24 protein-coding genes are annotated in these 24250 nt (G+C 48.1%); 19 read left to right on the top strand and 5 right to left on the bottom strand.

Annotated elements, in window-relative coordinates:
* The first annotated feature begins 119 nt into the window (after positions 1-119).
* The 19 genes from DXD78_RS13210 (at position 120) to DXD78_RS13120 (ending at position 19184) form a co-directional block, all read left to right on the top strand.
* On the top strand, positions 120-1559 hold the full coding sequence (locus DXD78_RS13210; protein ID WP_009038495.1) for a DUF3078 domain-containing protein: 1440 nt from the start codon (positions 120-122) through the stop codon (positions 1557-1559).
* A gap of 230 nt (positions 1560-1789) precedes the next feature.
* The gene (locus DXD78_RS13205) at positions 1790-2209 is read left to right on the top strand and encodes a SoxR reducing system RseC family protein (RefSeq protein WP_005836985.1); all 420 of its coding nucleotides are present in this window, start codon (positions 1790-1792) and stop codon (positions 2207-2209) included.
* A 37-nt stretch (positions 2210-2246) separates the two neighbouring features.
* Positions 2247-3149, top strand: a complete 903-nt coding sequence (locus DXD78_RS13200; RefSeq protein WP_009038494.1) for a Fe-S cluster domain-containing protein — start codon at positions 2247-2249, stop codon at positions 3147-3149.
* A gap of 60 nt (positions 3150-3209) precedes the next feature.
* The gene (gene rsxC / locus DXD78_RS13195; protein WP_005829145.1) at positions 3210-4547 is read left to right on the top strand and encodes an electron transport complex subunit RsxC; all 1338 of its coding nucleotides are present in this window, start codon (positions 3210-3212) and stop codon (positions 4545-4547) included.
* Positions 4548-4553: 6 nt separating this feature from the next.
* Entirely contained in the window at positions 4554-5546 is a 993-nt protein-coding gene (locus DXD78_RS13190; RefSeq protein WP_005829143.1) for an RnfABCDGE type electron transport complex subunit D, read from the top strand.
* On the top strand, positions 5543-6208 hold the full coding sequence (locus DXD78_RS13185) for an RnfABCDGE type electron transport complex subunit G (protein WP_005829140.1): 666 nt from the start codon (positions 5543-5545) through the stop codon (positions 6206-6208). The genes DXD78_RS13190 and DXD78_RS13185 overlap by 4 nt, the downstream gene beginning before the upstream one ends.
* 16 nt (positions 6209-6224) lie before the next feature.
* A complete protein-coding gene (gene rsxE, locus DXD78_RS13180; RefSeq protein WP_005829138.1) occupies positions 6225-6809 on the top strand; it encodes an electron transport complex subunit RsxE in 585 nt (194 codons plus the stop codon).
* 93 nt (positions 6810-6902) lie between these two features.
* Positions 6903-7481: an electron transport complex subunit RsxA gene (rsxA, locus tag DXD78_RS13175; protein WP_008663551.1), complete on the top strand. Its 579-nt coding sequence runs from the start codon at positions 6903-6905 to the stop codon at positions 7479-7481.
* A gap of 131 nt (positions 7482-7612) precedes the next feature.
* Positions 7613-8647, top strand: coding sequence for a UDP-glucose 4-epimerase GalE (gene galE, locus DXD78_RS13170; RefSeq protein WP_005829134.1), 1035 nt, complete (start codon positions 7613-7615; stop codon positions 8645-8647).
* A gap of 610 nt (positions 8648-9257) precedes the next feature.
* Positions 9258-10793 (top strand): F0F1 ATP synthase subunit beta, encoded by a 1536-nt coding sequence (gene atpD / locus DXD78_RS13165; protein ID WP_005829130.1) that lies wholly within the window; start codon positions 9258-9260, stop codon positions 10791-10793.
* A 19-nt stretch (positions 10794-10812) separates the two neighbouring features.
* Positions 10813-11061, top strand: a complete 249-nt coding sequence (gene atpC / locus DXD78_RS13160) for an ATP synthase F1 subunit epsilon (protein WP_034523421.1) — start codon at positions 10813-10815, stop codon at positions 11059-11061.
* Positions 11062-11102: 41 nt separating this feature from the next.
* Positions 11103-11522, top strand: coding sequence for a hypothetical protein (locus tag DXD78_RS13155; protein WP_005829126.1), 420 nt, complete (start codon positions 11103-11105; stop codon positions 11520-11522).
* Positions 11506-12576, top strand: a complete 1071-nt coding sequence (gene atpB / locus DXD78_RS13150; RefSeq protein ID WP_009038492.1) for a F0F1 ATP synthase subunit A — start codon at positions 11506-11508, stop codon at positions 12574-12576. Before DXD78_RS13155 ends, atpB begins: the two co-directional genes overlap by 17 nt.
* Before the next feature lie 56 nt (positions 12577-12632).
* Complete coding sequence (atpE, locus tag DXD78_RS13145; RefSeq protein WP_005829122.1) at positions 12633-12890, top strand: ATP synthase F0 subunit C; 258 nt, start codon at positions 12633-12635, stop codon at positions 12888-12890.
* Positions 12891-12985: 95 nt separating this feature from the next.
* Positions 12986-13492, top strand: coding sequence for a F0F1 ATP synthase subunit B (gene atpF, locus DXD78_RS13140; protein ID WP_005836994.1), 507 nt, complete (start codon positions 12986-12988; stop codon positions 13490-13492).
* An 11-nt stretch (positions 13493-13503) separates the two neighbouring features.
* A complete protein-coding gene (locus tag DXD78_RS13135; RefSeq protein WP_005829118.1) occupies positions 13504-14064 on the top strand; it encodes a F0F1 ATP synthase subunit delta in 561 nt (186 codons plus the stop codon).
* A 140-nt stretch (positions 14065-14204) separates the two neighbouring features.
* The gene (gene atpA, locus DXD78_RS13130) at positions 14205-15788 is read left to right on the top strand and encodes a F0F1 ATP synthase subunit alpha (protein ID WP_085929908.1); all 1584 of its coding nucleotides are present in this window, start codon (positions 14205-14207) and stop codon (positions 15786-15788) included.
* Between the two features lie 121 nt (positions 15789-15909).
* A complete protein-coding gene (locus DXD78_RS13125) occupies positions 15910-16800 on the top strand; it encodes a F0F1 ATP synthase subunit gamma (RefSeq protein WP_009038491.1) in 891 nt (296 codons plus the stop codon).
* 167 nt (positions 16801-16967) lie between these two features.
* A complete protein-coding gene (locus tag DXD78_RS13120) occupies positions 16968-19184 on the top strand; it encodes an AAA family ATPase (RefSeq protein ID WP_009038490.1) in 2217 nt (738 codons plus the stop codon).
* A gap of 52 nt (positions 19185-19236) precedes the next feature.
* On the opposite strand, the gene DXD78_RS13115 is transcribed toward DXD78_RS13120, so the two are convergent.
* The 5 genes from DXD78_RS13115 to DXD78_RS13095 form a co-directional block, all read right to left on the bottom strand.
* Entirely contained in the window at positions 19237-20139 is a 903-nt protein-coding gene (locus tag DXD78_RS13115) for an SDR family oxidoreductase (protein WP_009038489.1), read from the bottom strand.
* A 25-nt stretch (positions 20140-20164) separates the two neighbouring features.
* Positions 20165-20761, bottom strand: coding sequence for a hypothetical protein (locus tag DXD78_RS13110; protein WP_005836999.1), 597 nt, complete (start codon positions 20759-20761; stop codon positions 20165-20167).
* Positions 20762-20861: 100 nt separating this feature from the next.
* Positions 20862-21668 carry a hypothetical protein gene (locus tag DXD78_RS13105; RefSeq protein ID WP_009038488.1) on the bottom strand — a complete coding sequence of 269 codons (807 nt, stop codon included), beginning with the start codon at positions 21666-21668 and terminating at the stop codon, positions 20862-20864.
* A gap of 21 nt (positions 21669-21689) precedes the next feature.
* Positions 21690-22409 carry a response regulator transcription factor gene (locus DXD78_RS13100; protein ID WP_008663566.1) on the bottom strand — a complete coding sequence of 240 codons (720 nt, stop codon included), beginning with the start codon at positions 22407-22409 and terminating at the stop codon, positions 21690-21692.
* 73 nt (positions 22410-22482) lie between these two features.
* Complete coding sequence (locus tag DXD78_RS13095) at positions 22483-24054, bottom strand: sensor histidine kinase KdpD (protein WP_009038487.1); 1572 nt, start codon at positions 24052-24054, stop codon at positions 22483-22485.
* Positions 24055-24250 lie beyond the last annotated feature (196 nt).

The following is a 24250-nucleotide window of genomic DNA, read 5'->3' as shown; positions in this document are numbered from 1 at the left end:
ATTATTAAAAAATACGATTTCATCGAAGAAAGTCCTTCTTGCCTTTTTCTTATGGCTTTTCTATGTTTTCTAAACATTTTAAGCTAAATTTGCGCTCGAAACATAGACTTTAGGGCATTATGAAGAATAGACACATTGCATTTTGGTTAATTGCTACGATGATTTCTTCGTCGGTGATGGCACAGAATACGCTGGATACCGCCTCGAAGAACAGTGGACAGGAAACAACTGCCAAAGCCGACACCTTGCCGGATATAATGAAAGAATACATGATTCTGAAATTGAAACCGGAAGGTATGGGGTACAGGCTGGATACTGTTTCCATATTATATGAAAGGTATATCGGAGTGCTGGATTATTTGAATGACCCCACGACTCCGGAGCGTTATATACCTTCCAATCCGAACTACTATAGGTTGTTCCTTCCCCTTACCTATTATTATGCCCCCATGAGACGCCTTTCCAAGGTGGACTGGCATTTCCAGGTGCCTGATACGGTGCCTGCCCTGACGCGCGAGATGTTGCCGTTCGACACACTGAGTTTCACCTCAAAGGACCGAGCCAACAAACTGGTGGACCGTACGTTGCTGAACACGTATGTGAATTGTCCCAATCTGGTTGTAATGACCGAGAAGGAGGTGATGAAAGGGAAGATATTCAAGGATAATATAGAGAAGGAGGCTTCTTCCAAGCCGTCCGTCGTGAAACTGTTTGCACAAGAGAATATGGTGGGAGTGAAGGAGGAAGCCGACGTGATTATCCACAAGCCCAACTGGTGGGTGACGGGTGGAAACGGTTCATTGCAGATTACCCAGAACTATATCTCCGACAACTGGTACAAGGGAGGTGAGAGCACTAACGCCGTGCTTGCCAACCTGCAACTGTTTGCCAACTATAATGACCGTGAAAAGGTGCAGTGGGAAAATCTGCTCGATGCCAAGCTGGGCTTCAGCTCCGCACCTTCCGACGAGTTTCATAACTATCTGGTAAGTACCGACCAACTCCGGCTGTACAGTAAACTGGGTATTCAGGCTGCGTCCAAGTGGTATTATACCATCACGACTGAGTTTAAGACCCAGTTCTGCAATGGCTACAAGGCCAACAGTGAAGAGCTGGTTTCGGCTTTCTTTGCTCCGGCGGACTGGTCGAGCAGTATCGGTATGGACTACAAGTTGAAGAAGCAGAAATTCAGCTTGTCCGTTTTCATGGCTCCGCTGACGTACATGCTGCGCTATGTAGGAAATAAGGGGGTGAATGAAGTGAGTTTCGGTCTTGATGAGGGCAAATGCGTGAAGCATAACTTCGGTTCGCAGATACAGCCTACACTTTCATGGACCATCATTCCTTCCATCACGCTGGATTCCCGCTTGGACTTCCAGACCAGTTATGAGTGGACACGTATTGAATGGGAAAACACGGTGAACTTTGTGCTGAACCGCTATCTTTCCACCAAGCTCTATGTGCACGCCCGCTATGACGACAGTGCCAAGCCGACGGAAGGGGACAGCTATTTTCAGGTAAAAGAATTGCTCAGTTTCGGTATCAATTATAAATGGTAAATAAACAAATGGTCTGTTCGGAGTGAACAGATTATCTGTTTTGGTTAGTCAGACGGTCTGTTTTTCCTTGACAGACCGTCTGTTTTTTGTCTTTTTGTAGTCTGTGGCAGGTGAAAAAACATAAAAACATAGAAAAAGCACGTTTACGAACACAGAAAATGCATAGGAAAGGTTTGCAGTTCACAAATAATGCGTAAATTTGCCGCGATTTGTAATGCACACTTTGCAAAATGGCGAATACTATAAAACATCAAGGTATTGTGGAAAACATAAACGGTTCTCATCTCCAAGTGAGAATCATCCAGACTTCAGCGTGCGCTTCGTGTAGTGTCAAGGGGCATTGTACCTCTGCGGATACGAAAGAGAAACTTGTCGATGTGGCCGATGCCAATGCCGCATCCTACCAGCCCGGTGACCGTGTATGGGTGACGGGCGAACTTTCAATGGGAGTGATGGCAGTTCTGTTTGCCTTTATATTTCCTTTCCTTATTCTGATAATTTCACTGTTTGTCTTTATGGCTATCTGGAATGACGAGCTGCGTTCTGCACTTTGTTCGCTGGCACTTCTTATACCTTATTATTATATATTGTGGCTGAACAAGTCGCGGATGGGTAAGAAGTTCTCATTCTCCGTACGACCGATGAACTAACTAATAATAAAACAAATAATTAATAAACAACTAATTTATGAATGTAATTCTGATTGCAGTGATTTCATTGGGAGTTATAGCGCTGGTATCGGCCGCTATTCTTTACGTGGCTTCCAAGAAATTCGCCGTGTATGAAGATCCGCGGATTGCCCAGGTAGCAGAGGTGCTTCCCCAGGCAAATTGCGGTGGATGTGGTTACCCCGGTTGTAGCGGATTTGCAGATGCTTGCGTAAAGGCAGGTTCGCTGGATGGTAAACTTTGTCCGGTGGGTGGACAGCCCGTCATGACAAAGATTGCCGAGATTCTGGGCTTGGATGCCGCTGCTGCCGAACCTATGGTTGCGGTGGTGAGATGTAATGGAACTTGTGCCAACCGTCCTCGTGTGAACCAATACGATGGCGCCAAGAGTTGTGCCATTGCGGCTTCTCTCTATGGTGGTGAAACGGGTTGTAGTTATGGCTGTCTGGGATGCGGCGACTGTGTGGCTGCCTGCCAGTTCGATGCTATCCACATGAATCCGGAGACCGGACTTCCCGAAGTGGATGAGGAAAAGTGTACGGCTTGTGGAGCTTGTGCCAAGGCTTGTCCGAAATCTATTATTGAAATCCGTCCTCAAGGCAAGAAATCACGTCGTATTTACGTACAGTGTGTAAACAAGGACAAGGGGGCCGTAGCACGCAAGGCTTGTACCGTGGCATGTATCGGTTGCGGCAAGTGTGTGAAGGTTTGTCCGTTCGAGGCTATCACGCTGGAAAACAATCTGGCTTACATTGACCCCAATAAGTGTAAATCCTGTCGCAAGTGCGAGGAAGCTTGTCCGCAAAACACAATCATTGCCCTCAACTTCCCGCCGCGCAAACCGAAGGCTGACGATGTAGCTCCCCAAGTAAAGGTTGCAGCTCCTAATGCTGAGGTTGAGACTCCCAAAGCAGAGGTTTAGACTTCCCAAGTTGAGGTATGAATTAATAAAGTAAATAAACGACTAAAAATACAGAATTGTATGTTGAAGACATTTTCAATTGGTGGAGTCCATCCACACGAAAATAAACTTTCAGCACATCAGCCTATCATCAAGGCAGAGATTCCGGCCAAGGCCGCTATCTTGCTGGGACAGCACATCGGTGCTCCTGCCAAGCCTATCGTTGCCAAAGGTGATGTTGTGAAAGTGGGTACAAAGATTGCCGAGCCCGGCGGTTTTGTATCAGCAGCCATTCATTCGTCTGTCAGCGGGAAAGTCGCTAAGATTGACACGATTGTCGATGCCAGCGGTTACGCCAAGCCTGCTATATTCATTGACGTAGAAGGGGATGAATGGGAAGAATCCATTGACCGTTCCGAAACGTTGGTGAAGGAATGCAGTCTGACTTCCGAGGAAATCGTGAAGAAAATTGCCGATGCCGGTATCGTAGGTCTGGGCGGTGCATGCTTCCCTACGCAGGTCAAGTTGTGTCCTCCTCCTGCATTCAAGGCAGAGTGTGTCATCATCAACGCCGTAGAGTGCGAACCGTATCTGACTGCCGACCATCAGCTGATGCTGGAACATGCGGAAGAAATTATGGTAGGTGTATCCATTCTGATGAAAGCGGTAAAGGTGAACAAGGCGTTCATCGGCATTGAGAACAACAAGCCCGATGCCATCCAGCTGATGACGAAAGTCGCTTCCAGCTATGCAGGTATCGAGGTGGTACCCTTGAAGGTGCAATATCCGCAGGGTGGTGAAAAACAGTTGATTGATGCTGTCATCAGTCGCCAGGTTGCAGCCGGTGCGCTGCCTATCTCCACGGGAGCTGTGGTGCAGAATGTGGGTACCGCATTTGCCGTTTACCAGGCCGTACAGAAGAACAAACCTCTGTTTGAGCGTGTCATTACCGTGACTGGTAAGTCGTTGGCAAAGCCGTCCAATTTCCTGGCACGTATCGGTACGCCGATGAAGCAGCTGATTGAAGCTTGCGGCGGTCTGCCCGAAGATACGGGTAAGATTATCGGCGGTGGCCCGATGATGGGTAAAGCTCTGGTAAATACGGATGTACCGACAGCCAAAGGAAGCTCCGGTATTCTGATTATGAACGAGAAGGAAGCCAAGCGCGGCGAAGTACAGCCTTGTATCCGTTGTGCCAAGTGCGTGGGAGCCTGCCCGATGGGGTTGGAGCCGTATCTGCTGGCTACCGTTTCGGCCCACGGAGATTTTGAAAGAGTAGAGAAAGAAGACATTATGTCGTGTATAGAATGCGGTTCATGCCAGTTCACTTGTCCTTCCAACCGTCCGATGCTGGATTATATCCGCTTGGGTAAGGGTAAGGTAGGAGCGATGATCCGTGCACGTCAAGCTAAAAAATAACGAAGTATGAATAAATTAATCGTATCCCTTTCGCCCCACGTTCACGGCGGTGACAGCGTGAAGAAGAATATGTACGGTGTGCTTATCGCATTGATTCCGGCATTCCTCGTTTCGCTTTACTTTTTCGGACTGGGTGCGCTGATTGTTACGGCCACTTCCGTAGCAGCCTGCTTGTTCTTTGAATGGGCCATCGGCAAATTCCTCATGAAAAAAGAGACCACAACCATCACCGACGGCTCTGCCATCATTACCGGTGTGTTGCTGGCCTTTAACCTGCCTTCCAACCTGCCCATCTGGATTATCATCCTTGGTGCCTTGTTTGCCATCGGGGTAGGCAAGATGTCCTTCGGAGGTTTGGGTTGCAATCCCTTTAACCCTGCACTGGCAGGACGTGTATTCCTGTTGCTTTCATTCCCCGTGCAGATGACGACATGGCCGGCTGTAGGCCAGTTGACAGCCTATACGGATGCCACGACGGCTGCTACGCCGCTGGCTATTATGAAAGGTGTCATCAATGGTGCTCCGGGCATGTCCCTGAGCGACCTTCCGGGAGCTTTCGACCTTCTGATAGGTAATAATGGAGGATGTCTCGGTGAGGTGAGTGCCTTGGCGCTGCTGCTTGGTTTGTTCTACATGTTGTGGAAGAAAATCATCACCTGGCACATTCCGGTATCTATTCTGGTGACGGTATTCGTGTTCTCCGGTATCATGTATCTGGTCAATCCGGAACTTTATGTATCCCCGGTCGTACAGTTGTTGTCCGGTGGTCTGATGCTGGGTGCTGTCTTTATGGCTACGGACTACGTGACTTCTCCGATGAGCCACAAAGGTATGCTGATTTATGGTGTTTGCATCGGCCTACTGACTGTCATCATCCGTCTGTTCGGTGCATATCCGGAGGGTATGTCGTTTGCCATTCTGATTATGAATGCGTTCACTCCGCTCATCAACACCTATGTTAAACCTAAACGCTTTGGGGAGGTAGCGAAGAAGAAATGAAAAAGTTAGAATCATCCTTGAAGAATATGTTGCTGGTACTTACGGGCGTTACCGCAATCTCCGTAGCGTTGCTGGCTTATGTAAACGAATTGACGAAGGAGCCCATTGCGCAGGCCAATGCAAAGACCTTGAGCGATGCCGTAAGTGCGGTGGTTCCGGGCTTCGACAATGACCCCATTGCCGAGAAGAAGATGCAGGAAGTAAACGGAGTACAGTATTCTGTATATCCTGCCACCAAAGGTGGAGAATATATCGGAGCTGCTGTGGAAGCTGTTGCCATGGGTTTTGGCGGTGAGCTGAAAGTGTTGGTCGGTTTCGATGCTGAAGGCAAAATCATCGACTACTCCTTGTTGTCGCATGTGGAAACTCCGGGGTTGGGTTCCAAGGCTGCCGACTGGTTCAAGAAAGGCAATAAAGGTGACATCACCGGCATGAATCCGGGTGAAGCTGCATTGACAGTGAGCAAGGACGGTGGTAAAGTAGATGCCATTACAGCGTCTACCATCACCTCACGTGCTTTTTTGAATGCAGTGAATGCGGCTTATGCTGCCTATGCCGGTCAGGAAACTGCCGACGGCACTACCGGCGCTACTCAAAAGAATGTTGAACAACCTGCTGATTCCGCAGCTCCCGAAGCTGTGGATACACTCAGCGCTAAATAAGAAAGGAGTAGAAGATATGAATAATTTTAAAGTTATGATGAACGGGATTATCAAAGAGAATCCTACGTTTGTACTCCTGCTGGGTATGTGTCCTACACTGGGTACCACTTCCTCTGCCATTAACGGTATGGGTATGGGACTGGCTACAATGTTCGTGCTGATATGTTCCAATGTGGTGATTTCTGCCATCAAGAATCTGATTCCCGATATGGTGCGTATCCCTTCATTCATTGTAGTCATAGCATCATTTGTGACACTGTTGCAGATGATAATGCAAGCTTACGTTCCTGCATTGTACGCCACACTGGGCCTGTTCATTCCGCTGATTGTTGTAAACTGTATCGTATTGGGACGTGCCGAGGCATTTGCTGCCAAAAACAATCCGGTGGCTTCCTTGTTCGACGGTCTGGGCATGGGCTTGGGCTTTACCATTGCACTGACATTACTGGGTGCCGTGCGTGAGTTCCTGGGAACCGGCAAGATATTCAACTTGAGTATCCTTCCCGAAGAATACGGCATGTTGGTATTTGTCCTTGCTCCGGGTGCATTCATTGCATTGGGCTATCTCATTGCTTTAATCAACAGTATGAAGAAGAATTAATAATGAAAAATTAAAAATGAAAAAATTGAGAACGTATCGGCGGTAAGCTGCCGGGCTTTTAATTTTTAGTTTTTAATTCTTAATTTAATGATTATGGAATATATATTGATATTTATCTCGGCAATCTTTGTAAACAACATCGTATTGTCACAATTCTTGGGAATTTGCCCGTTCTTGGGAGTTTCCAAGAAAGTGGAGACTGCATTGGGCATGTCGGCAGCGGTGGCATTCGTGCTCACCATCGCCACTATCGTGACATTCCTTATTCAGAAGTATGTGCTCGACGCTTTTGATTTGGGCTATTTGCAGACTATTACCTTTATCCTGGTGATTGCCGCATTGGTGCAGATGGTAGAGATTATCCTGAAGAAAGTTTCTCCTTCTCTGTATCAGGCCTTGGGCGTGTTCCTGCCGTTGATTACTACCAACTGCTGTATTCTCGGTGTGGCTATCCTTGTTATCCAAAAAGATTATGATTTGCTGACGGGAGTGGTTTATGCATTCTCCACGGCACTTGGTTTCGGCTTGGCACTGACACTGTTTGCAGGCCTGCGCGAGCAAATGAGCCTGGTTAGTGTACCGAAAGGTATGCAGGGTACTCCGATAGCTTTGATTACTGCCGGACTGCTGGCAATGGCATTCATGGGCTTTTCGGGGGTTGTGAAGATTTAAAGAAGAAAAAACGGAAATAAAGTGGAAGGGGGATAAACTAAAATTTATCCCCCTTTTTCTGTTTTTATTAATTTATTTCCTTACATTTGTGGCGTATTGATAACCTAAAAGCTAAATTATCTATATTTAATATGAAAGGGAAAATCTTAGTTACGGGTGGAACCGGTTATATTGGTTCTCACACGGTGGTGGAACTTCAAAACGCAGGTTATGAAGTTGTTATTATTGATAATTTGTCAAACTCCAGCGCAGATGTTGTAGATAACATAGAGAAGGTATCGGGCATCCGCCCTGCATTCGAGGAATTGGATTGCTTGGATTATGCCGGTCTTGACGCTGTGTTTACCAAATATAAAGGCATTAAAGCCATCATTCACTTTGCGGCCAGCAAGGCTGTGGGTGAATCTGTCCAGAAACCATTGCTTTACTATCGTAATAACCTGGTTTCACTGATAAACCTGCTGGAATTGATGCCGAAGCATGGAGTGGAAGGTATCGTATTCTCTTCTTCCTGCACAGTTTACGGCCAGCCGGACGAACTTCCGGTAACGGAAAAGGCACCTATTAAGAAAGCTGAGTCTCCGTATGGAAACACGAAGCAAATCAATGAAGAGATTGTACGTGATACGGTTGCTTCCGGTGCTCCGATAAACGCCATCTTGTTGCGTTACTTCAACCCGATAGGTGCACACCCCACAGCATTGTTGGGAGAGTTGCCTAACGGTGTACCGCAGAACTTGATTCCTTATCTTACCCAGACCGCTATCGGCATCCGTGAGAAACTGAGCGTGTTTGGTGACGATTATGATACTCCCGACGGTTCTTGTATCCGCGACTTCATCAATGTAGTCGATTTGGCCAAAGCACACGTAGTGGCTATCCACCGTATCTTGGAGAACAAGCAGAAGGAAAAAGTGGAAGTATTCAATATCGGTACAGGTCGTGGACTTTCCGTATTGGAACTGATTAATGCTTTCGAAAAGGCTACCGGTGTAAAACTGAACTATCAGATAGTAGGTCGGCGTGCCGGTGATATTGAGAAGGTATGGGCAAACCCGGAATTGGCAAACAATGAACTGGGTTGGAAGGCAGAAACAAGTATTGAAGATACTTTACTTTCTGCATGGAAATGGCAGTTGAAGCTTCGTGAAAGAGGTATTCAATGACAAACTTTGAATTTGTGTTTTTTAACAAATAGGCAATAAACAAATGCCTCCCCGCATTTGTTTATAATGTGCAAATCAGCCTGAAGCTGTTTATGTATATGTGAATATCCGTAACTAGTACGTATGCCTCCCCGGCATAGACAGGTAAGATTGCATAGTAGTTTTGTCGTGTTTTATTTTGTGTTTGTGTTGTGAATAAGCCTTGTCGAGAGACAAGGCTTATTTTTTGTATATTATATACAGAATCTCTGTTGTCAATTCAGTGTTTTTTCATAAGATGGGTAGGCAATTCCTTTTTCTTACTAATTGTTAACTGACGTTATCATGTCTGTAACAATTTGTTCCAATTGTAGTATTAATCGTTCAAAATAGTCTTTTTTGTTCAAAAAATGCTATACACGGTAACAACTACATGCAAATTGTTTATACATTTGCGTTGTTGTTTATGTAACTATTGGGATGAACAAACCATAGCTGACAAACGTTAATAGGTACGAGTACATAGCTGATGAAAGACGCGACTTGGCTGACTTGTTAATGAGGATACACGCGACTTACAACTTAGTATTGGGAAAAATAATTAAGGAAATATAGAATAAAAAGATTGCTTATGTCACAGATTGTCGGACATATCTCACAGGTAATCGGGCCTGTAGTAGACGTCTATTTCGAAGGAACGGAGGCAGAAATGATGTTGCCGAGTATTCACGACGCACTGGAAATAAAAAGGTCGAACGGCAAAAGACTGATTGTAGAGGTACAGCAGCACATTGGTGAAAACACGGTGCGTACTGTTGCTATGGACAGTACGGACGGCCTGCAGAGAGGAATGACAGTGCATCCGCTGGGAGGCCCCATCACCATGCCGATAGGTACACAAATCAAAGGCCGCCTGATGAACGTAGTGGGCGACTCTATCGACGGCATGAAGGAGTTGGACCGTACCGGTGCTTATCCCATCCATCGCGACCCCCCTAAGTTTGAAGATTTGACTACCGTACAAGAGGTGCTTTATACAGGCATCAAGGTTATCGACTTGCTGGAACCATATAGCAAGGGCGGTAAAATCGGTCTGTTTGGTGGCGCCGGTGTAGGCAAGACGGTGCTTATCCAAGAGCTCATTAATAATATTGCGAAGAAGCAGCACGGCTTCTCTGTGTTTGCCGGTGTAGGAGAACGTACACGTGAAGGCAACGACCTGCTGAGAGAAATGATTGAATCCGGCGTTATCCGTTACGGAGAAGAATTCAAGAAAGGTATGGAGGAAGGCCATTGGGATTTGTCCAAAGTAGATTATGACGAAGTGGCCAAATCACAAGTGTCTTTGATATTCGGTCAGATGAACGAACCTCCCGGTGCGCGTCAGTCCGTGGCATTGTCTGGGTTGACGGTGGCCGAGTCCTTCCGTGACATGGGAGCGGAGACGGACGGTCCGCGTGACATTCTGTTCTTCATTGATAATATCTTCCGTTTCACCCAAGCCGGTTCCGAGGTTTCGGCCTTGCTGGGCCGTATGCCTTCTGCCGTAGGCTATCAGCCGACACTGGCAACGGAAATGGGTGCCATGCAGGAGCGTATTACCTCTACAAGAAACGGCTCCATCACTTCCGTGCAGGCTGTATATGTGCCTGCCGATGACTTGACGGACCCGGCACCTGCCACAACGTTTACCCACCTCGATGCCACCACGGTGTTGAGTCGTAAGATTACTGAACTTGGTATTTATCCTGCTGTGGACCCGTTGGAATCTACTTCACGCATTCTCGACCCACACATCGTGGGGGTAGAACACTACGAAGTGGCACAACGTGTAAAACAAATATTGCAGCGCAACAAGGAATTGCAAGACATTATCTCCATCCTTGGTATGGAGGAACTCTCTGATGCCGACCGTACGTTGGTGAACCGTGCACGTCGTGTGCAGCGTTTCCTTTCACAGCCGTTTGCCGTTGCCGAGCAGTTTACGGGTGTCCCAGGTACAATGGTTTCCATTGAGGACACTATCAAAGGCTTCAAGATGATTCTTGACGGGGAGGTGGACTACCTGCCCGAACCTGCTTTCTTGAATGTGGGAACCATTGAAGAAGCCATTGAGAAGGGTAAGAAACTACTGGAGCAGGCAGGGGGAAAAACGATTAAAAATTAAAAGTCTGGGAGCTTTGATGATGAAAAAGTTGCATTTGAATATTGTTTCACCGGAGAAGGAACTCTTCAACGGGGAAGTGGAAAGTGTTACATTGCCGGGCACTATGGGCTCTTTTTCTATCCTGCCGCAGCATGCACCGATTGTATCATCGTTGGGAACGGGGAAATTGATTTACGCAACGGACGGTGAGGAACATGAGTTGGATATTCAAAGCGGATTCGTGGAGATGAGTAACGGAAGGGTTGCCGTCTGTATAGAACAGCAATAGGCTATTAAAAAATTAAAAATTAAAAAATAGAGGTTGTTGGCGTGACTATTACTAAGAGAAACTACTTATTGCATACAGCGCTCTTGACGGTATTGATAGGAATTGTAGGCGGTTGGGCGTATTTTTCGATAAATCCGCATCACTATTTCGGCGGTTATCCGCTGATTCCGCTTTTCTTCTTTGTTTTCGGAGTATTCATGATTAATATGACCGAAAGCTGCCGTCACCGGATGCCAGGACGAATGTTGCAGATTTATCTGCTGATGCGTGTGATGAGAATGCTGGTCTCCATGATTGTGATGCTGGTTTATTGCGTTGCAGTACGTGAGGAAGCCAGGGCGTTTTTGTTGACGTTTATAGCCAACTATCTGATATATTTGATTTATGATTCCTGGTTCTTCTTCACTTTTGAGGCGAATCGGAAACTGAAAAAGAAAAGTAACAATGAAAAGATTGCGTAACATACTGACTGTAATTCTGCTGGCACTGGGCATGTTGCTACCCGCCACGGTGCGGGCCGAGAATACGGTGGACGTGAAGGAGATTGTCTTCGGGCATATCGGCGATTCTTACGAATGGCACATCACGACGTGGGGCGAAACTCACGTTACGATTCCTTTGCCGGTAATAGTGCATAGCTCTACCACCGGATGGCATGCCTTTCTATCCTCACGTCTGGAGGAGAACGGTGGAAGTTATGAAGGCTTTTCCATCGCTCCCGCAGGAAGCAAGTACGAAGGCAAGCTGGTGGAGTATGATGCCACCGGAAACGAAATACGCCCGTTGGACATCTCCATCACGAAGGTGACACTGGCTTTGCTCATCAACAGCGCATTGCTGCTTCTCATCATTTTGAGTGTGGCGCACTGGTATCGCAAGCACCCGCAGGGAAGTGCCGCTCCCGGTGGTTTCATCGGGTTTATGGAGATGTTTATCATGATGGTGAACGATGATATTATAAAGAGCTGTGTCGGTCCGAAGTACCGTAAATTCGCACCTTACTTGCTGACGGCCTTCTTCTTTATTTTCATCAACAACATTATGGGGCTGATTCCTTTCTTTCCCGGAGGGGCCAACGTGACGGGAAATATAGCCATTACGATGGTATTGGCCATCTGTACTTTCTTGGCCGTGAATATCTTTGGAACCAAGACTTATTGGAAAGATATCTTTTGGCCGGATGTGCCCTGGTGGCTGAAGGTACCGGTCCCCATGATGCCGTTTATCGAGTTCTTCGGTATTTTCACCAAACCGTTTGCTTTGATGATACGTCTTTTTGCCAATATGCTGGCAGGGCACATGGCAATGCTGGTGCTTACCTGCCTGATATTCATCTCGGCCAGTATGGGACCTGCTTTGAACGGAACGCTGACCGTGGCATCGGTGTTGTTCAATATCTTTATGAATGCACTTGAGTTGTTGGTTGCCTTTATCCAGGCATATGTGTTCACCATGCTGTCAGCCGTGTTCATCGGTCTGGCGCAGGAAGAGCATAAGGAGAAGGCGGTGAAGTGATACGATTATTGGGAATATAAATATTAATAAAAATAACCATTTAAAAACTGAAAGTTATGTTACTATCTGTATTATTGCAAGCTGCTGCGGCAGGTGTGGGAGTTAGTAAACTGGGTGCAGCCATTGGTGCTGGTTTGGCTGTTATTGGTGCTGGTGTAGGTATTGGTAAAATCGGCGGTTCTGCTATGGAGGCCATTGCCCGCCAGCCGGAAGCATCCGGAGATATCCGTATGAACATGATTATTGCCGCTGCCTTGATTGAAGGTGTTGCTTTGTTGGCAGTAGTTGTGTGTTTATTGGTATTCTTTTTATAATGTACAATCTACCATTTACCATTTACAATTTGTCCGTGCAGCATCACCGCGCAGCCAAATTGTAAATCGTAAATTGTCAAATAGTAAATAAAATTATGTCATTGTTATTACCCGATAGTGGTCTGCTGTTCTGGATGCTCCTTTCATTCGGTGTGGTGTTTGTGGTGCTTGCCAAGTACGGTTTTCCCGTTATCACCAAGATGGTGGAAGGTCGCAAGACCTACATCGACCAGTCTTTGGAAGTGGCACGCGAAGCAAATGCCCAGCTCTCCAAACTGAAAGAGGAGAGTGAAGCGTTGATTGCTGCTGCCAACAAAGAACAAGGACGTATTCTGCGGGAGGCGATGCATGAGCGTGACAAGATTATCGTCGAAGCACGCAAGCAGGCGGAAGCCGCCGCGCAGAAGGAGCTGGACGAAGTTAAAAAGCAGATACAGCAAGAGAAGGAAGAGGCCATCCGCGATATTCGCCGCCAGGTGGCAGTCTTGTCCGTAGATATAGCCGAGAAAATTATCCGCAAGAATCTGGACGAGAAACATGAGCAGATGGAGATGATAGACCGGATGTTGGATGAAGTGCTGGCCGCAAGTAAAAACAATTAATTCTCAAAGAAATGGATATAGGAATCGTTTCGATGCGTTATGCGAAAGCATTGATGGAATATGCCAAGAGCATGGGGGCAGAAGATACTCTGTACAAGGAGTTTTGTATGCTCGACCGTAGCTTCAGGAAACATCCCGATTTGCGCATGGCATTGGAAAACCCCATCCTGACGATACGTGAGAAGTTAACACTTATCTGTACCGCTGCTGTGGGGGATGCTCCTGCGGGCCGTGAGTTTGCGCGTTTCATGACCCTGGTGTTGAAGAACCGGCGGGAAAACTTTCTCCAGTACATCTGCCTGAGTTTTCTGGATTTGTACCGGAAAGACAAGCATATCGGTGTAGGAAAGCTGATAACAGCCGTTCCCGTCAGCCAGGAAGTGCGGGAGCGCATCCATGACAGTGCTTCCTCCCTGCTGCATGCCAGCATGGAGCTGCAGACTGAAGTGGATCCCTCCATTGAAGGTGGTTTTATCTTCGACATCAACGACTTCCGTCTGGATGCCAGTATTGCTACGCAGCTTAAGAAAGTGAAACAGCAGTTCATTGATAAGAATAGAAGAATCGTGTGATTTACGATTTGACAATTTACAATTTACTTATTTAATAGTCTTGTGATGCGTAAGTTGTAGAGGTCAAACAGTATATGATTCGGGTTCTTTCAAATAGTAAATAGTAAATTGTAAATTGTAAAATAGTAAATACTAAGATGTTGTCTGAAAATATAAAAGTAAGCGAAGTCTCCGATATTCTCCGCAAGCAACTGGAAGGGATTGACACCCGCGTACAGTTGGACGAGATTGGCACGGTACTGCAAGTCAGTGACGGTGTAGCCCGTATCTATGGGTTGCGCAATGCCGAAGCCAACGAGTTGTTGGAGTTCGACAACGGCATCAAGGCCATTGTGATGAACCTCGAAGAGGATAATGTGGGTGCTGTGTTGCTTGGCCCTACGGATAAAATCAAGGAAGGCTTCATTGTAAAGCGTACCAAGCGTATTGCTTCCATCATGGTGGGAGAGGGTATGCTGGGCCGTGTAATAGACCCTCTGGGTGCGCCGCTCGATGGCAAAGGACTGATAGGCGGAGAACTTTATGAAATGCCGCTGGAACGCAAGGCGCCGGGAGTTATCTTCCGTCAGCCGGTGAATCAGCCGCTACAGACCGGTCTGAAGGCTGTGGATGCCATGATACCTATCGGCCGTGGACAGCGTGAGCTGATTATCGGTGACCGCCAGACCGGTAAGACGGCCATTGCCATCGATACCATCATCAACCAGCGTGCCAATTTTGATGCTGGTGATCCGGTATATTGCATTTATGTAGCCATTGGCCAGAAAGGTTCTACCGTTGCCTCTATCGTGAATACCCTGCACCAGTACGGTGCGATGGACTATACCATTGTGGTGGCTGCTACGGCGGGAGACCCGGCTGCATTGCAGTATTACGCTCCCTTTGCAGGGGCTGCCATCGGAGAGTATTTCCGTGATACCGGCCGTCATGCGCTGGTGGTCTATGACGACTTGTCCAAGCAGGCGGTGGCCTATCGTGAAGTGTCTCTGATTCTGCGCCGTCCATCAGGACGTGAGGCCTATCCGGGTGATATCTTCTATCTGCACTCCCGTTTGTTGGAACGTGCGGCGAAGATTATCAGCCAGGAGGAAGTGGCACGCGAGATGAACGACCTGCCGGACAGTCTGAAAGGCAAGGTGAAAGGTGGCGGTTCGCTGACTGCATTGCCCATTATCGAAACTCAGGCAGGAGACGTGTCCGCCTATATCCCAACGAATGTGATTTCAATCACTGACGGGCAGATATTCCTTGATACGAACCTCTTCAACCAGGGTAACCGTCCGGCCATTGACGTGGGTATCTCTGTGAGCCGTGTGGGTGGTAATGCCCAAGTCAAGGCTATGAAGAAGGTGGCAGGTACATTAAAGATTGACCAGGCACAGTACCGGGAGCTGGAAGCGTTTACCAAGTTCAGTGGCGATATGGACCCCGTGACGGCATTGACCATCGACAAGGGACAGAAGAATACACGCCTGCTGGTACAGCCCCAATACAGCCCGATGCCGGTAGAAAAGCAGATTGCCATTCTTTATTGCGGCACGCACGGCTTGTTGAGGAATGTTCCTTTGGACAAGGTCAGCGAGTTTGAACGCAACTTCCTTGAGTCTCTTGAGATGAACTATCGCATGGAGGTACTCGACGTTTTAAAGACGGGTGCCATCAATGACGATGTCTGCAAGAAGATTGAGGAGACGGCAGAGGCGGTTGCAAGGCAATTCATGTGATTTACGATTGGACGATTTACGATTTACGATTGGAGTTACTCTATATGGTAAGTTGTAAATCGGACGCAGGCAGAAGTTACCTCAATCGTAAATCGTAAATAATTAAATCGTAAATAGATATATGTCTTCACTGAAAGAGGTAAAAAATAGAATAAGCTCCGTCAAGAGTACACGCCAGATAACATCGGCTATGAAGATGGTGGCATCTGCCAAACTGCATAAGGCGCAGGGGCGGATTGAGAATATGCTGCCTTATCAACGGAAGCTGAGTGAGATTCTGACGAACTTTCTGCGTACGGATGCTTCTTTCGAGTCGCCCTATACCGAGAAAAGACCCGTGACAAGGGTAGCGGTCGTGGCGTTTTCGTCCAATAGTTCCTTGTGCGGTGCATTCAACTCGAATGTGGCGAAGATGCTGGAACGGGCTTTGGAAGATTACCAGTCGCTGGGCAAGGAGAATATTCTGATATATCCCGTTGGGAGAAAGGTGGAGGAAGCCGTCAAGAAAATGGGATATGTGCCGCAAGGCAGCTACCAGGTGATGGCAGACAAGCCTTCGTACGTTGAAGCGTATGAGCTGGCAGAGAAGTTGATGCATGAGTTTGTGGAAAAGCAGATTGACCATGTGGAGCTGATTTACCATCACTTCAAATCGATGGGTTCGCAGGTGCTGCTCCGCGAGAATTATCTGCCCATTGACCTGACGCAAGTAGCGCAGGAGGCGGCAGAAGATGTACCGGAGGATGCCCGCAGTTTTAATAATGATTACATTGTGGAACCTTCCGTCGGCGAACTGATAGCGGAACTTCTGCCAAAAGTGTTGAGTCAGAAGATATTTACCGTGCTTCTCGATTCCAATACTTCGGAACATGCTGCCCGTATGCTTGCCATGCAGACGGCGACAGATAATGCCAACGAGTTGATTCAAGATTTGACGAAACAGTATAACAAGAGCCGTCAGCAGGCCATTACGAATGAGCTGCTCGATATTATCGGCGGTAGCTTGAAATAGCCCGGATCGCCCCGTAAAGGGCTTTCTCAGGATGGGTACAAATAAATGGAATAATAGGACAAGGATAACGAAATAACCGCTATCTTTGTCCTATTATCATATATGGCTACTGATGAAATCCGTATCATTCTGAGAGAGAGCGGATTGGTTGAATAATAAACATATCAATGGAGAATAATCCCGAAATAGCGCTTGCATGGCAATTCATTGAAAACACAGGCACTCATCTTTTTTTGACCGGCAAGGCAGGTACCGGTAAGACAACTTTCCTGCGAAAACTGAGGGCAGAGAGTCCGAAACGGATGATTGTACTTGCACCGACGGGAATTGCCGCTATCAATGCAGGCGGTGTCACCATCCACTCCTTTTTCCAAGTACCTTTCGCTCCTTATGTGCCCGAAAGCTCATTCAGCGCAGATGGCAAGGCAACCTACCGTTTTCGTTACGGGAAAGAGAAAATCAACATTATACGCAGCATAGATTTATTGGTCATCGATGAAATCAGTATGGTCCGTGCCGACTTGCTCGATTCGGTGGATGCCGTCTTGAGGCGGTTCCGCGACCGGAACAAACCCTTTGGCGGCGTGCAACTGCTGATGATTGGCGACTTACAGCAGCTGTCTCCCGTAGTGAAAGACGATGAGTGGCAGATGCTGCGCAAATACTATGACACGCCTTATTTCTTCTCCAGCCAGGCCTTGAAGCAGACGGAATATTGCACCATAGAGCTAAAGAAAGTCTATCGGCAGAACGACGGGACTTTTCTTGAATTACTGAACCGCATTCGCGAAAACCGTTGTGACGGGCAAGTGCTGGAAGCCTTGAACCGCCGGTATATTCCCAATTTCGTACCAGATAAAGAAGAAGGATACATCCGCCTGGTGACCCACAATTATCAGGCCCAACGGATTAATGACCATGAGCTGGAACAACTTCCGGGACGCTCGTATGCCTTTCGTGCCAAGATTGACGGAAAGTTTCCCGAATATTCCTATCCCACGGATGAAGTACTGGAACTGAAACGCGGTGCCCAGGTAATGTTTGTGAAGAACGACACCTCCGGTGAGCACCGTTACTACAATGGCATGATTGGAGAGGTGACAGCCGTGTCGGCAGATGGAATTGAAGTGCGCAGTAAGGGAAGCGACGCTACCTTCTTACTTCAGGAGGAAGAGTGGACGAATGCCAAATACGTGCTTGATGAGGAAACCAAGGAGATTACAGAAGATATTGAAGGAACATTCCGGCAATATCCGCTGAAGCTGGCGTGGGCGATTACCATTCACAAAAGCCAGGGACTGACGTTTGAACGTGCCGTGATTGATGCCGGTGCCTCCTTTGCGCATGGGCAGACCTATGTGGCTCTGAGCCGCTGCAAGACATTGGAGGGAGTGGTGCTCAGTGCCCCGCTTTCTGCAAAGGCCGTTATCAGTGACCATGCAGTAGATACCTTCACGATGGAGGCACGGAGAAACGAGCCGGACGAGAAACGCTTCCGTTCCTTGCAGCAGACCTATTTCCTGGAACTGCTGTCGGGCTTGTTCGATTTCCAGCCCATGGAGCAGGCTTTGCGGCGGTATGTGCGGCTGATAGACGAACACTTGTACAAGCTCTTTCCCAAGCAACTCGCAGCCTGCAAGGAGGAAGTGGAACGTTTTCACGACAAAGTGACGAAAGTGGCCCAGAAGTTCGGTATCCAGTATACCCGCCTGATTGATACTGCGCAGGACTATGCAGCCGACCCGACTTTGCAGGGGCGCATACACGCTGCCGCCACTTATTTTCAAGAGCAGTTGCAACCGCTGGATGCGGTGATGGCGAGTGCGGTAACTTCTGATAATAAAGAGTTGAAGAAGAAGCTCCGGGATGCCATGGAGGAGCTGGAGGAAATGTTTGACTTGAAGACTGATTTGCTGGATTATGTGCTGGAGAATGGTTTCCATGTGGCAGAATACTTGAAGCAGAAAGCACTGCTTTCCATTGATGATTCGGCTTTGCAGAAGGGTAAAGGCAAAGGGAGAAGTGCCGCTGCCAAAGAAGGGCAGGGAAGCAGTAAGCAGGCTGATAAAGAGAAACGTCCGCGTGAGCGGAAACGCGATGCTGCGGCTGTTGAAGTACCCACGGATGTGTTGCATCCGGAACTTTACAACCGCTTGGTGGCATGGCGCAATGCAGAAGCTTCCGCGTTGGGGTTGCCCGTATACACCGTCATTCAGCAGAAGGCAATTCTGGGTATCAGCAATCTGCTTCCTTCGGATAAGGCTATGCTTGTACGCATTCCGTATTTCGGAAAGAAAGGGGCGGAGAAATATGGAGATGTGATTCTGGAGATGGTACGTGTGTATCGCAAAGAGAAAGGACTGGCAGAGCCGGAGTTGCTGTAGTCGAATCTGCTGCCATCCTCAACCTGCATCATTTACCATCCGACTGCATCATTTACCATCCGAACATCTGCTTTATTCCTTCCTCCAGCGTGCGCGGCTGATACCCCAGTTCCCGGTGTGCCTTTTCTATACTCAGCCCGCTGAAACGGGGACGTGGTGTCTTTTCGTTCATCTCCTTCGTGGTGACGGGACGGATGAGCGAGCGATTCAGCCCCAATACGTCCGCTACCCGATAAGCGATGTCTGCAATGGTCAGGCACTCGCTGCCACAGAGATGATAGATACCGTTTTGCGGATGACTTATCAGCTTCTCCACTCCTTGCGACACGTCTCCCACGAAGGTGGGCGTACGCCATTGGTCGGATACGACGAACACTTCCTCATTGTTCCTTAATCTGTTTGCCACCAGTTGGAGCACATTTCCATGCTGTCCGGGCAGGGCGGCACCGTACACCACCACTACGCGCACGATGGCATAATCCCTGCAAACGGCAGCGATACGTTTCTCACCTTCCAGTTTGGTGTAGCCGTAATAATTAACGGGAGCGGGAATATCCTCCTCCGTATAGGGTCGGTCCGTATCACCACCGAAAACGAAGTCGGTGGAAAGATGGATAAAACGGCTGCCTCCCGCCTCACAGCATTCTGCCAGATGCTCCACGGCAGTAATGTTGACGGCATCCGCTTCTGCATGGTGCGTTTCGCAATAATCGGGGACGGAGAGGGCGGAGGTATTGATTACAACATCCGGCTGTACTTCCTGGAAAAGCTTTTCCACCGCCTGGCGGTTGCATATATCCGTGCGGATAAAGCGATAGTTGCCCGAATGGGGACAAATGTCGTCGTGCAGGGAACAGCCCGTTGTCTGGTAAGACAAGTTGCGGGACAAATCATCCAGGATGCGTCTGCCGGTAAAACCGTTGGCGCCTATCACCAGTATTTTCTTTCTTGTCATTGATTCTGTTGTTAAGTGATGGGCATCAATAGGGCACGTGTCTGCCCTGCTGTACCTCGATGCGTATGCCAAAGGCTCCGTTGGCTGATTTCAGCTCGAACGCCCCTTTGAAATTGTTCTTTTCCCAAGGCAGTGCGGAAGGGTTGGGCACTTTCCAGCCGTCCTTGTCATATTCGCCGTACGTATGGATGCGCATGCCGTTCTTCAAAGTGAAACTTCCCATTTGCAGGTTGTCGGTAGAGCCCCAGAAGCCCGTCAGTCCGAAGGGGTTTGAACTGAAATACCGGGAGTTGCTGAGTGAGAATATGTTCGAAAGGCCTTGTGAATAAGTCACGTTCGGGTTCAACTGGAAGATGCGGCTATAGTCCTTGCTGGCATCCGGTATCTCCAAGGTGAATTTGGGAAGAGTGGGGGCAGACAGATTCATCAGCCCCATATCCAGCAGGAAGCCGTCGTAATTCTTCACGTCCGGCAGAAGCTCCTTTTCAGACGGAGACATGCCTTCGGGAGACGCTTCGCCATGTACTGCAGTACGTACCGTATCGGCAGGCATCTCGCTCTGTGCGCTGACGGATGACATGCCTGCAAGTAAAATGATGATGCAGAAGAAGATTCGTTTCATAGTTCTTTGTTCACAATTTCAGTTGCTGTCTGCCGCATAGGGGCAGACTGAACAAAGATACTCGTTTCCCTCTATTTCCGGAAATATCTTTGTATTATTTCTATTTCTTTATACGAATGGTAGGGGCGAAAATGGGCGAATTTACCCATTTCATTTTGGTGGGGTCGTATCTTCGTTCCATCCCTCCGTTGAGGTCGAGCCAGTCCGTCACTTTCAGTTCCAGTACCATGCCATAACCGCTTTGCGGATACATCGGGTTCATATATCCATGAAAGGAGTTACTTCTCCCGTAGCCCGAATACTGGCCGAAGGCATGCAGGCGCATGTAGGGATTGATGCGGTAGGATACGGAGGCATTGTAACCTACGTCCCATTGGGTACCCCGGGGGGCATCCCTTTTGGCATATCGGGCGCCAGCAATGGAGGAGGGGGTAGAGATGGAATAGTGGGCGGCATATACCCCTCCGCTCAATTCCCAATGTCCGTCGGGACTGTAATAAGTGACTCCTGCGCCAGCCTGCATGATGGAGCCCATTGCAGGATAGGTGTTATGGCTGCCGTACATCGTCAGTACGACTTCCGGCGAGAGCAGGAAATCGGCGAAACGCTGGAAGTCCCATTCAAAGATGTTCTTCTGAAAGTGTATCTTCTTCATGTCCGTCCAGGGCAGGGGCTCCACATAGTCGGAGGGAGGGAGATGGAGATTTATCTCTTCCTGCTGTTCGTCTTGCAGACTTTGTTGGGGCTGGCTTTCATCAAGGCCCGTACGCTTGTTCTCTTTTGGAGAAAAGGGAATCTGCTCTTTCTTTACGGGAGGCCGGTTCTTTATTGTGTCTTCCGGAATCTCGCTCTGTGCATAGGCGCAGAGTGAGGAACAGATAAAAGTAATGAATAATAACTTTCTCATAAATAGTAGTTTAGTTTTAGTTTAGTTCACTATTAGTTTATATCCTATTCCCCGCACATTGACGATACGGATGCGCTCGTCTCCGGCCAGTTTATGCCGCAGTTTGGTGATGAACACATGCAGGCTGCGGGAGTTGAAGAAGCTGTCGTCTCCCCAGAGGTCGAGCAATACATTCTGGGTGTTGACCACCTGGTTACGGTTCTCGCAAAGACGTTTCAGTATCTCGGACTCGCGGTGGGAGAGTTCCACTTCCGTATCCGCGTTAGGTGAAGTCGGGGTGCCTGCAAAAGCAAGTCGTTGAGTGACGGAATTGAAACGGTAGTCACCGATTTCAAAAACGGTAGTTTCTTTGGGCTTTTCCTCTGTAAAGGAAAAAGCTTTGCCTACCAGGGCCTTTATGCGGATAATGAGTTCCTGCATTCCGAAAGGCTTTTTCAGGTAGTCGTTGGCACCCAGCTCAAACCCTTCCACCACATCGTTGATGGTGGAGCGGGCGGTAAGGAACAGTACCGGGGTCTGTTTGTCGGTCTGCCGGATGCGGCGCACCATTTCAAAGCCGTCCATGCGGGGCATCATCACGTCTGCCACCAGCACGTCGGGACGGAGGTCGAAGAACTTGCGCAATCCCTCTTCACCGTCTGCTGCGGTGTGGATGATGAAGTTCTGCCCTTCCAATGTGTCCTTGATAATCATGGCGAGGGTCTGTTCGTCCTCAACCAAAAGTACGGTTATCTTTTCCATAATTGTCGCTTTTGTTACAAGTAATGTAAAGCTCCTTAACAAGTAATGTAAAGTACCCTAACAAATAATGTTATCATATCCTTATCGTAAAGGTACTTCCTTTTCCCAACTCACTCTTTACCGATACGCTGCCACCATGCTTCTCTATCATGGTCTTCACATAGAACAATCCTAGCCCATAGCCTTTCACATCGTGCAGATTACCCGTGGGTACGCGGTAGAATTTGTCGAAGATGTGCTTCTGCTTCTCGGGAGCAATACCGATACCGTGGTCGCTGACAGAGATTTCGGTCTGTTCATTCTGCCCTTCGACGGCCATCTTGCGGCAATGGATGGTCACTTCGGCTTCTCCGTGCGAATATTTGATGGCGTTGTCTATCAGGTTGCTGATGATGTTGCTGAAATGCGTACGGTCGGCAAGTACGCTCAGATCTTCCGGTTCGATGTCCACCGATATGTGGACGGAGCTTTCCGCTTTCAGCTTGTGTTGTTCGATGAGCGTTTCCAGAATATCACGTATTGCAAACTCCTCCGGGTGCAGGCGGAAAGTCCTGCGGCGTTCCATACTCATGGAAAGTATCTGTTCAACCAGTCCACTGAGGCGCTGAAGCTGTTCCTGGCAGATACGCAGGTATTTGTCGCGTTGGGCCTTTTCCTCCGCTTGGTTGAAGTTGAGCAGAGCGTCGTTGGCGGCATATGCTACGGCGATGGGGGTTTTCAGTTCGTGGGTGATGTTGTTGGTGAAATCGCTCTTCATCTCTTCCAGTGTCTTCTGTTTCAGGATGGTGCGTATCAGGAACCAGAAGGAGAAAGCGAGTACGATCAGAATAACGAATGATGTGGTGAGAATGCCCGACATCTGTCGCAAGACCAACATGCCGGCCGGTTCCATGATGAGACGGTAGCTTTGATTTGTATTGATGTCGAAAGAATAATTATATTCCACGGCTTTTGAGGTAGGCACATAGCCGGGGGTACCGATGTTTACCAATGTATCTATATAGAGAATGGTAGAGTCCCATTTGCTGCCTTTGTGAAGATGTAGCAGCCTATGGGGAAGATTGATGTTACGGTCATGCAGGAATGAAGTCAGCAGGCTGTCATAAAGCACTACGTCGGGGTCGGAAATGATGTCCAGTCCCGAATGCAGTCCGCGCTGGAAGTAGGTGGCGAGTTCCAGCATACTGTTTTGGTCGCGCAAAATCACATCCAGTCCCCCTTTGGCACTCAATGCGGATTGGGGAGAGCTGTCTGAGTCCCTGACACTGACTTCCACGCGGGTTGAATCGTTCGGGTGGGTCACGTAAACACTGTCTCCTTTGGGCATGAAGGTTTCGTGCAGGGTGGTGTTGTCCAAAGAATCTTCACGGGAGATGGTGGTACTGCTACGGACAAATGATTTTCCGTCATCGCTGTATCCGGCTGATACGCTGACTTCACCGTGGTTTATGTCGTCCTGCTTCATTTTATCCACGCGTATCATCATTTCGTTATAGTCGCTCATGCGCATGGCTTCGGTGATGTCCCTTTCCATTTCACTGTGCATGGTATGGTAGAGCCCCGTCAGCCAGTAGGCTTGGTAGGCGAAGATGCCGGCCAGGGAGACGATGACAAGTATGGCAATATATTTGAATGGCAGTTTCATGTTTGTTTCCGGTTACTTTTATACATACAAAGGTAAGATTAATATTGTGAACCCTATCATCCGATAAGACTAAATAACACTCCCGATAACACTGGATAACACTTGGTAAGCCGCTGATAACACAAGTTTCTGCTGATTCTGCCGTACTTTGCAGACGAAGATTTGCAGAAGAAGAATATAAACATAAATAAAAAGA

This window comes from Bacteroides sp. D20 (assembly GCF_003436255.1).
GTDB classification, from domain to species: domain Bacteria; phylum Bacteroidota; class Bacteroidia; order Bacteroidales; family Bacteroidaceae; genus Bacteroides; species Bacteroides uniformis.
The sequence above is the reverse complement of the archived record's forward strand: the minus strand, read 5'-3'. Positions and strand labels throughout refer to the sequence as shown.